The sequence below is a fragment of the Micromonospora sp. AMSO1212t genome (assembly GCF_008868145.1).
Taxonomy (GTDB): domain Bacteria; phylum Actinomycetota; class Actinomycetes; order Mycobacteriales; family Micromonosporaceae; genus Micromonospora; species Micromonospora tulbaghiae.
Genome location: NZ_WBKS01000207.1, coordinates 1 through 6,207, shown reverse-complemented (window position 1 = coordinate 6,207; position 6,207 = coordinate 1). Strand labels below are relative to the sequence as shown.

Sequence of the window (6,207 nt, the reverse complement as noted above, 5' to 3'; positions counted from 1 at the left end):
ACCTGTTGTAGTGCTCCGGGTTCAGGCCGACCAGTTCCAGCAGTTCCTGGACGCGGTGTTTGACGCCGCCGGGCGGGGTGATCCGGTTGACCTGCAACGGCATCGCCACGATCCGCCCGACCGTGTGCCGCGGGTTCAACGACGCGTACGGGTCCTGGAAGATGATCTGCAGGTCCTGCCGCAGCGCGCGCAACTCACGACGCCCGCCGCGGGTGATGTCCTGGCCGGCGAAGGTGATCGACCCGGCGGTGGGTTCCAGCAGACGCACCAGCATCCGCCCGGTCGTGGTCTTCCCACACCCCGACTCCCCCACCAGCCCGAGCGTCTCGCCGGGCCGCACGTCGAAGTCCAGCCCGTCGACCGCCCGCACCGCACCCCGGGCGCGCAGACCCTGCCGCACCGGGAAGTGCTTCGTCAGCCCTCGCACCGACAGCAACGGCTCGGTCTCGGTGCTCATCGGGCCACCCCCACCTGGGCGATGTCGTCGCGGTAGATCCGCTCCCGGTCGGCCGCCGACAGGTGGCAGGCAACCAGATGTCCCGGCGTGCCTGCCTCCCGCAGCTCAGGCACCTCCGTGCGGGACCGGTCGCCGTTCACGTCGGCCCAACGGCAGCGTGGGTGGAACGCGCACCCCGACGGCAGATTGATCAACGACGGCGGGTTGCCCGGGATCGGCACCAGGTCCGCGTCCGCGTCACCGTGCAACGACGGCACACTCGACAACAACCCCCACGTGTACGGATGCTGCGGCGCCCGCAACACCCGCTCCACACTCCCGTGCTCCACCGCCCGACCGCCGTACATCACCAACACGTCATCAGCCACCTGGGACACCACACCCAGGTCATGGGTGATCAACACGATCGCCGACCGGAACTCCTCCTGCAAATCACTGAGCAGATCCAGAATCTGCGCCTGCACCGTCACGTCCAGGGCGGTGGTCGGTTCGTCGGCGATCAGCAGGTCCGGGTCGTTGACCAACGCCATCGCGATCATCGCCCGCTGCCGCATCCCACCCGAGAACTCATGCGGATACTGATCGAACCGCTTCCCCGGCTGCGGAATCCCCACCCGGCCCAGCATGTCCACCGCCCGCGTCCGCGCCTCCCGCCGACCCGCCCTCGGATGATGCACCCGATACGCCTCAGCGATCTGCCGACCCACCGAGTAGTACGGATGCAACGCCGACAACGGATCCTGGAAGACCATCGCCATGTCCCGGCCCCGCAGCCGCCGCACCTCCTCCTCACCCAACCCCACCAGCTGACGCCCACCCACCCAGATCTCCCCCGAGATGGTCGTGCGCTTCGCGTTGTGCAGACCCAGGATCGCCAGCGACGTGACGCTCTTACCCGACCCCGACTCCCCCACGATCCCCAACGTGCGGCCCCGCTCCACCGCGAACGACACCCCGTCCACGGCCCGCACCACACCGTCCTCGGTGTCGAACCGCACCCGCAGATCCCTGACCCGCAGGTACGGGCCCTCGCCGCGCCGCGGCGCCGGAAGCTCCACCATGTCCGATCCCTCCCCCTCAGCTCAGCCGGACCCGTGGGTCGATCACCGCGTACAGCACGTCGACGACGATGTTGGCGACCACGATGAACACCGCTGCCAGCAGCACCGTCGCCATCACCACCGGCAGGTTGAGGAACTGCACCGCCTCCACCGTCGCCTTGCCGAGACCCTGGAGGCCGAAGATGGTCTCGGTGATGAACGTGCCGCCGAGGCTGGTGCCGATGTCCAGCCCGGCGATCGTGACTATCGGCGTGATCGCCGCCCGCAACGCGTGCCGGGTGTGCACCTTCCGCGCGGGCAGCCCTTTCGCCCGCGCGGTACGGACGAAGTCCTCCGACAGCGTCTCCAGCATCTGCGCCCGGGACAGCCGGGCGTACAGCGCCGAGTTGAGGAAACCCAGCGTCATCCAGGGCAGCAGCAGCCCGGCCGCCCAGCGCAGCGGGCTCTCGGTCAGCGGGGTGTAGCTGGGGAACGGCAGCAGGCCGGTGGAGTAGACGAGCAGGTAGAGCAGGATCAGCCCGAAGAAGTAGACCTGCATGGACGCCCCGGCCAGCGTGACGCCGATGGCGGCGCGGTCGAACGCCGTACCCCGGCGCAGCGCCGACACCATGCCGAGCGATACGCCGAGGCCGAGCCAGAGCACGGCGCCGCCGAGGACGATGCTGAACGTCACCGGGGCCCGCTGGGCGACGATCTCGGTGACCGGCTGGTTGTTGCGGAACGAGTAGCCCAGGCAGGGCGCCGGGCAGTCCTGCCGGAAGTCACCCTCGCCGTAGGTGCGGCCGGCGAAGACGCCGTGCACGAAGTCGGCGTACTGCCGGGGCAGCGGCTGGTCGATGCCGAGCCGGCGCTCCACCTGGGCGATGTCCTCGGCCGTGCAGTTCTTGCCGCACATCACCTTCGCCGGGCTGCTCGGCACCGCGAAGAAGAGACCGAACGTGACCAGGCTGATGACGACCAGGGTCAGGGCGGCGACGAGCAGCCGCCGTACGACGAAACGGAGCACGGGAGCACCTCCCCCGAGGTCGGCGCGGGGACGGCCGCCGTGGCCGCCGCCCCCGCGCGGCTGTCACTTCTTCACGTAGATGCCGTTGAGCGAGATGATCCCGAACGCGTCGCTGAGGAAGGCGTTGCCGACCTTCGAGCCGTGCAGCTCGTAGGTGGCGTCGTAGTAGCAGGGCACGACCGGGGCGTACTTCTCCATGATCATGCGGTCGAGCGCCATCCAGCCGGCGTCCTGCTCCGCGGCCGGCAGGTCGCGGACCCGGTCGATCTCCGCGCTGACGGCCGGTTCGTTGAGGTACGACAGGTTCTGGTTGCCCTCGGCCACGATCTCCCGCCCGTCGTAGACCGGCGGGATGACCGTCGAGCCGGTGGGCCAGTCCGAACCCCAGCCGGTGAGGTACATGTCGTACGGGTTGTCCTTGCGGCCGACCTCGTCGTAGTAGCTGCTGTTGTCGATCGGCTTCATCACGATGTCGAAGCCCATGTCGGTGAGGTTCTTGCGCAGCGCCTCGGCCTGCTGGGTGCGCAGTTCCAGGTTGGAGTGGGCGAGCACCAGCTTCGGCCGCTTGCCGGCGAGCAGCTCGGCGGTCTTGGCCTTGTCGCCGGTGACCGGGCCGTTGAACAGGTCGTACGGGACGAAACCGGCGGTGGTGGGCGACATGAGCGTGGTCGCCGGCGAGCCGGCGGCCTGCCCGCCGAGCACCTTGAGCAGCGCGTCCTTGTCGACGGCGTAGTTCAGCGCCCGCCGTACGCCCAGGTCGGTGACCCGCTGGGTGTTGATGCTCAGCACCCAGTTGTACTGCGTCGGACCGCGCACGACCCGTTCGGAGACGCCTGCGCCGGTGGTGCGGGGCAGCACCGACGGTGGCACGTCCGACCAGCTCAGCGCCGCCTGGTCGGCCGGCCCGTCGGCGACCAGACGCTCGGCGATCTGCGCCTGCTCCAGGCCGAACGTCATCCGGATCGCGTCCGGGTACGCGTTGCGGATCGGGTCGGTCGCCGGATCCCAGTTCGGGTTGCGCTCCAGCTCCAGCGACACGTCGCGCTGGTAGGACTTCACCCGGTACGGCCCGGACGAGAACGGCCGCAGGTCGTAGTTGGCGCGGGTGTCCTTGGCGGCGGGCACGGGCGCGCTGGTGGGCAGCGCCGCGGCGTACGGCAGGTCGCAGTGCGGCTGCGGGAAGGTGAACCGGATGGTCCGGTCGTCGGGGGTGGCGACGCCGTCGGGCACCGGCTTGCCACCGTCGTACGGGCCCTTGTAGGTGGCGTTGTACGCCCCGCCCGGGTAGAGCCACTGCTGGATGTAGTGCGGGCCCTCGTTGAGGTTCGCCGCGAACGACCGGGCGATGCCGTGGGCGACGTCCTTGCTGGACACGGGCGTGCCGTCCTCGTACTTCACGCCCTCGCGCAGGGTGAACTCCCAGACCTTGCAGTCGCCGTTCACGTCCTTGCCGGGGTTGGTGGCCAGGTCGCCGACGAGCAGCAGCTTGCCGGTGCCGTCCTCCTTGTAGCCGTTGAGCGCGCGGTAGAGCAGCCCGCCGGCGACCTGCTGCACGTTGACGTAGTTGCGGGCCGGGTCGAGGTGCTCGAAGTCGGCCGGCTGCATGACGGTGAGGGTGCCGCCGCGGGTCGCCCCGTCGACGTCCTTCGCCGGGCCCTGGTTGTCGGCGGCCTCGTACGAGATCGAGCCGCTCTGGGTCTTGGTCTTCTGGTCGTCGCCGCCGCCACCGTCGGTGGTGGGGCTGCAGCCGGCGGCGGCCAGCGCCGCCGCGGCGAGGACACCTGTCAGTGTCCGGGTTCGTGCGCGCACGGTGTGCTCCTTCCTGCCCGGCGGCCCCCGCCGGCCGGGCACTGATGGCCGTGGGGGACTACCGGGTGGAGCGGGGGTCCAGCGAGTCGCGCAGCGCGTCACCGAGCAGGTTGAACGCCAGGACCAGCAGGAAGACCGTCAACCCGGGGAACAGGGTGTACCAGGGGTCGCTCGCGACGTAGCCGATGCTGTTGAAGATCATGCGGCCCAGGTCGGGCGTGGGTTCGGTGACGCCGATGTTGACGAACGCCAGTGCCGCCTCGATGGCGATGAACTGCGGCACCATCAGCGAGACGGTGACCAGGATCGGCGCCCAGATGTTCGGCAGGAGCTGCCGCAGCAGGATGTGCGCGGTGCCGGCGCCGGCGGCCCGGGCCGCGTCGACGAACTCCCGCTCCCGCAGCGAGATCACCTGCCCGCGGACCAGCCGCGCGGTGTACGTCCAGCTGAACAGCCCGAAGGTGGCGACGATCAGGGCCACCCGGAAGGCCGGCGAGGGCGCCTCCCGGTCGGAGTAGAAGCGGTCCTGGAGGATCGGGATGACCGCGAGCGCGAAGATGAGGAACGGGAACGCCAGGGTCAGGTCGATCAGCCAGTTGACGGCGCTGTCCAGCCAGCCTCTTGCCCACCCGGCCAGCACACCCACCGCGACACCGATTCCGGTTGCCACCAGCGCCGAGGTGAACGCGATGAACAGGGACGTCCGCAGGCCGTAGACCAGTTGCATCAGGATGTCCCGGCCACTGCCGGGTTCGAGCCCCAGCCAATGGTCGGCGCTGATTCCGCCGGCGTACCCGATCGGCATTCCGAAATCGTTGAGCCGGTCGGCGAACTTGTCGGTCGGGTCGATTCCGGTGAGGCGTCCCAGCAGTGGCGCGCCGAGCGCGACCAGGGCGGCGACGGCGAGCGTGACGGCGCTGGCGCGGGCCGTGCGGTCGCGTTTGAGCCGCAGCCAGGCGAGCTGGCCGGGTGACCGGCCGACGAATTCTGCGGGCCGGCCGGCGGGGCCGGGGACGGCCTCGATGACGGGGCCGGGAGCGGCCGGCGGGTGCGACAGTTCGCTCATGAGCAGTCCTCCCGATGGGGACGAAAACGCCCTGCCACCCGACGGTAATGCGCTTCCGGGCACCGAAAGGAATCGGTCCGGTAACGGCCGTTCCGGTTGTCGTTCATTGACAACGATCCGGCGTACGGAATGCATCGGCGCAATAACGGAGCGATTCGGTTGTCAGCCTTTCAGGGTAGCCGTTCCGCAAATTCGGAATGCGTTGCCGCAAGGCATTCAGGCGGTTGTCAGCCGTTCGGGCATTCCCGTACGCCGATGTCACACCGAGCGGACCGTTCGGCTGGCCGGTGTAACACTTCGTGACTCTTCGCGTTCACACCGTCCACCTAGGGTTCTCGGCGGTCCGGTTCGCACGACGTGCCGGGCCGTCCACCGGCCCTCACCCGGGGCCCCGACGGAAGGACCACCCATGCCCTTCGCCCGACGTACCGCCGCTCTGGCCCTGGCCGCCGCGCTCGGCGGCCTCGCCGTGCCGGCCTCCCCGGCGGACGCCGCGCCGCGCCCCGGCCCCGAGACGCCCTCGGTGCTGCTGCTCACCGTCGACGACGGCGCCGACGTGCGCGCCACGGTGCTGACCTGCGGGCCCACCGGCGGCCTGCACCCCGACCCGATCACCGCCTGCCGGCTCGTCGCCCGCGTCGACGGCGACCTGGACGCGCTCGACGTGGACGGCGCGCCGTGCACCTCCCAGTACGCCCCGGTCGTCGCGCGTGCCGTGGGCTTCTGGCAGGACCGCCCGGTCTCCTACACCCGGACGTTCGCCAACCCCTGCCTGATGCAGCGCACCACCGCCACCCTCTTCACCTTC

The 6,207-nt window shown here is 70.1% G+C and carries 6 protein-coding genes; 1 reads left to right on the top strand and 5 read right to left on the bottom strand.

Translation table 11 applies throughout. The features are described from left to right. From F8279_RS28825 to F8279_RS28805, 5 genes are all read right to left on the bottom strand, one after another. Nucleotides 1-457: ATP-binding cassette domain-containing protein (locus F8279_RS28825; RefSeq protein WP_151501622.1), on the bottom strand; the 457-nt coding region annotated here is incomplete at its 3' end. After that, complete coding sequence (locus F8279_RS28820) at nt 454-1,518, bottom strand: ABC transporter ATP-binding protein (protein WP_151501621.1); 1,065 nt, start codon at nt 1,516-1,518, stop codon at nt 454-456. The genes F8279_RS28820 and F8279_RS28825, both read right to left, overlap by 4 nt. A gap of 16 nt (nt 1,519-1,534) precedes the next feature. Next, nucleotides 1,535-2,524, bottom strand: a complete 990-nt coding sequence (locus F8279_RS28815) for an ABC transporter permease (RefSeq protein WP_091418347.1) — start codon at nt 2,522-2,524, stop codon at nt 1,535-1,537. Between the two features lie 63 nt (nt 2,525-2,587). Then, on the bottom strand, nt 2,588-4,333 hold the full coding sequence (locus tag F8279_RS28810) for an ABC transporter substrate-binding protein (RefSeq protein ID WP_151501620.1): 1,746 nt from the start codon (nt 4,331-4,333) through the stop codon (nt 2,588-2,590). Nucleotides 4,334-4,391: 58 nt separating this feature from the next. After that, a complete protein-coding gene (locus F8279_RS28805) occupies nt 4,392-5,399 on the bottom strand; it encodes an ABC transporter permease (protein ID WP_151501619.1) in 1,008 nt (335 codons plus the stop codon). 409 nt (nt 5,400-5,808) lie between these two features. Between F8279_RS28805 and F8279_RS28800 the strand changes: the two genes are divergently transcribed. Next, nucleotides 5,809-6,207: SSI family serine proteinase inhibitor (locus F8279_RS28800; RefSeq protein ID WP_151501618.1), on the top strand; the 399-nt coding region annotated here is incomplete at its 3' end.